2 protein-coding genes are annotated in these 1,351 nt (G+C 62.2%); both read right to left on the minus strand.

Annotation, left to right across the window (positions count from 1 at the left end; translation table 11 throughout):
• On the minus strand, window positions 1-725 hold a 725-nt coding region (locus tag AC1DWI_RS23295; RefSeq protein ID WP_477725932.1), incomplete at its 3' end, for an ABC transporter substrate-binding protein.
• A gap of 197 nt (window positions 726-922) precedes the next feature.
• Window positions 923-1,351 (minus strand): Lrp/AsnC ligand binding domain-containing protein (locus tag AC1DWI_RS23300; protein ID WP_477725933.1); only part of this gene is annotated, 429 nt, incomplete at its 5' end.

Below are 1,351 nucleotides of genomic sequence, written 5' to 3' on the forward strand. Positions count from 1 at the left end.
TGCCTGATCAGCGCGGCGCAGGATTTGTAGGCACTGATCTGGATCACAGCCTCAGGCGTGACCTTGAGTATTTCTGCCAGCGGTGCGGCAACATCCACGCTGTTGCGCTCGACCGTGACGCTGGCAGCCGGCTTGAGGTTGCGCCGGGTCAGCGCCCGCATCACGCCTTCCAGCCCGGCCTTGCCGTAAGAATCGTTCTGGTAGAAGACGGCGATTTTGGTGATGCCGACGGTGCTCAGGTGCTGCACGATGCGCTCGGTCTCGTCAAAGTAACTGGCGCGCACGTGGAACAGGTTTCGGTTGAAAGGCTCGCGCAGGCCCTGCGCGCCTGTGAACGGGCCAATCAGCGGTATGCCTGCCGCGTTGATGGCCGGCACCGCGGCCAGGGTGGTGGGTGTGCCGACCGAACCGATCAGCGCGAACACCCTGTCTTCTTCGATCAGGGCCTTGACCGCGGCAGCAGCCTTTTCAGGTTCATAACCGTCGTCCCGCGAAACCAGCTTGAGGGTGCGGCCGTTGATGCCGCCGGCGGCGTTGACGGCATTGAAGTGCGCCAATATGCCCAGTTGCATGCGCTTGCCCAGCTCGGCGGCGGGGCCGGTCTGGGCGGCGAATTGCCCGACGCGTATTTCGGTATCCGTCACGCCGATTTCCGCCGACTGCGCCGCCGCGGCGACAAGCACTCCCACCAACACGGCCAAACGCCACCATGGCTTGTTTTTCATCAGGGGCCTCCGTTTTTTTCGTGGTAATGGTTTTTTCACCATCTGCATATGCAACTTCTTGCATATGTGCACTGCAAGGTAGTCCAATGCGCACGGCTTGGCAACGCGGTTAGTCCGGGTGCGACTGGATTTGAGCGGGAATCCGTGAGAAAAGTGCCGCTAACGCGGCCTTTTCAGGCGGGCAGCAGATGCCCGGCCTAGACCCCCAGCGCCAGCCGGGTGGTATTTTTCACCTCTTCCATTACGGCGTAAGTGCGGGTTTCGCGCACACCCGGCAGCTGCCAGAGCACGGTGCCGGCAAAAGAGCGGTAGGCCACCATGTCGGCCATGCGGGTTTTGAGCAGATAGTCAAAGCCGCCGGCCACCATGTGGCATTCGGAGATTTCCGGGTGGACCTGTACGGCCGCCTTGAAGGCTTCAAACACGTTGGGCGTGGTGCGGTCCAGCAGCACTTCGACAAACACCATCATTCCGGCGCCCAGCTTGAGGGGATTGAGCAGGGCTTCATAACCCAGGATGTAGCCGTCCCGGCTCAAACGCTGCACGCGGGCCAGCACGGCCGTGGGCGACAGAGCCACGCTCTCGGCGAGCTTGAGGTTGGAAATCCGGCCGTCCTGCTGCAGGAC

The sequence above is a fragment of the Polaromonas sp. P3_C2 genome, assembly GCF_056402675.1.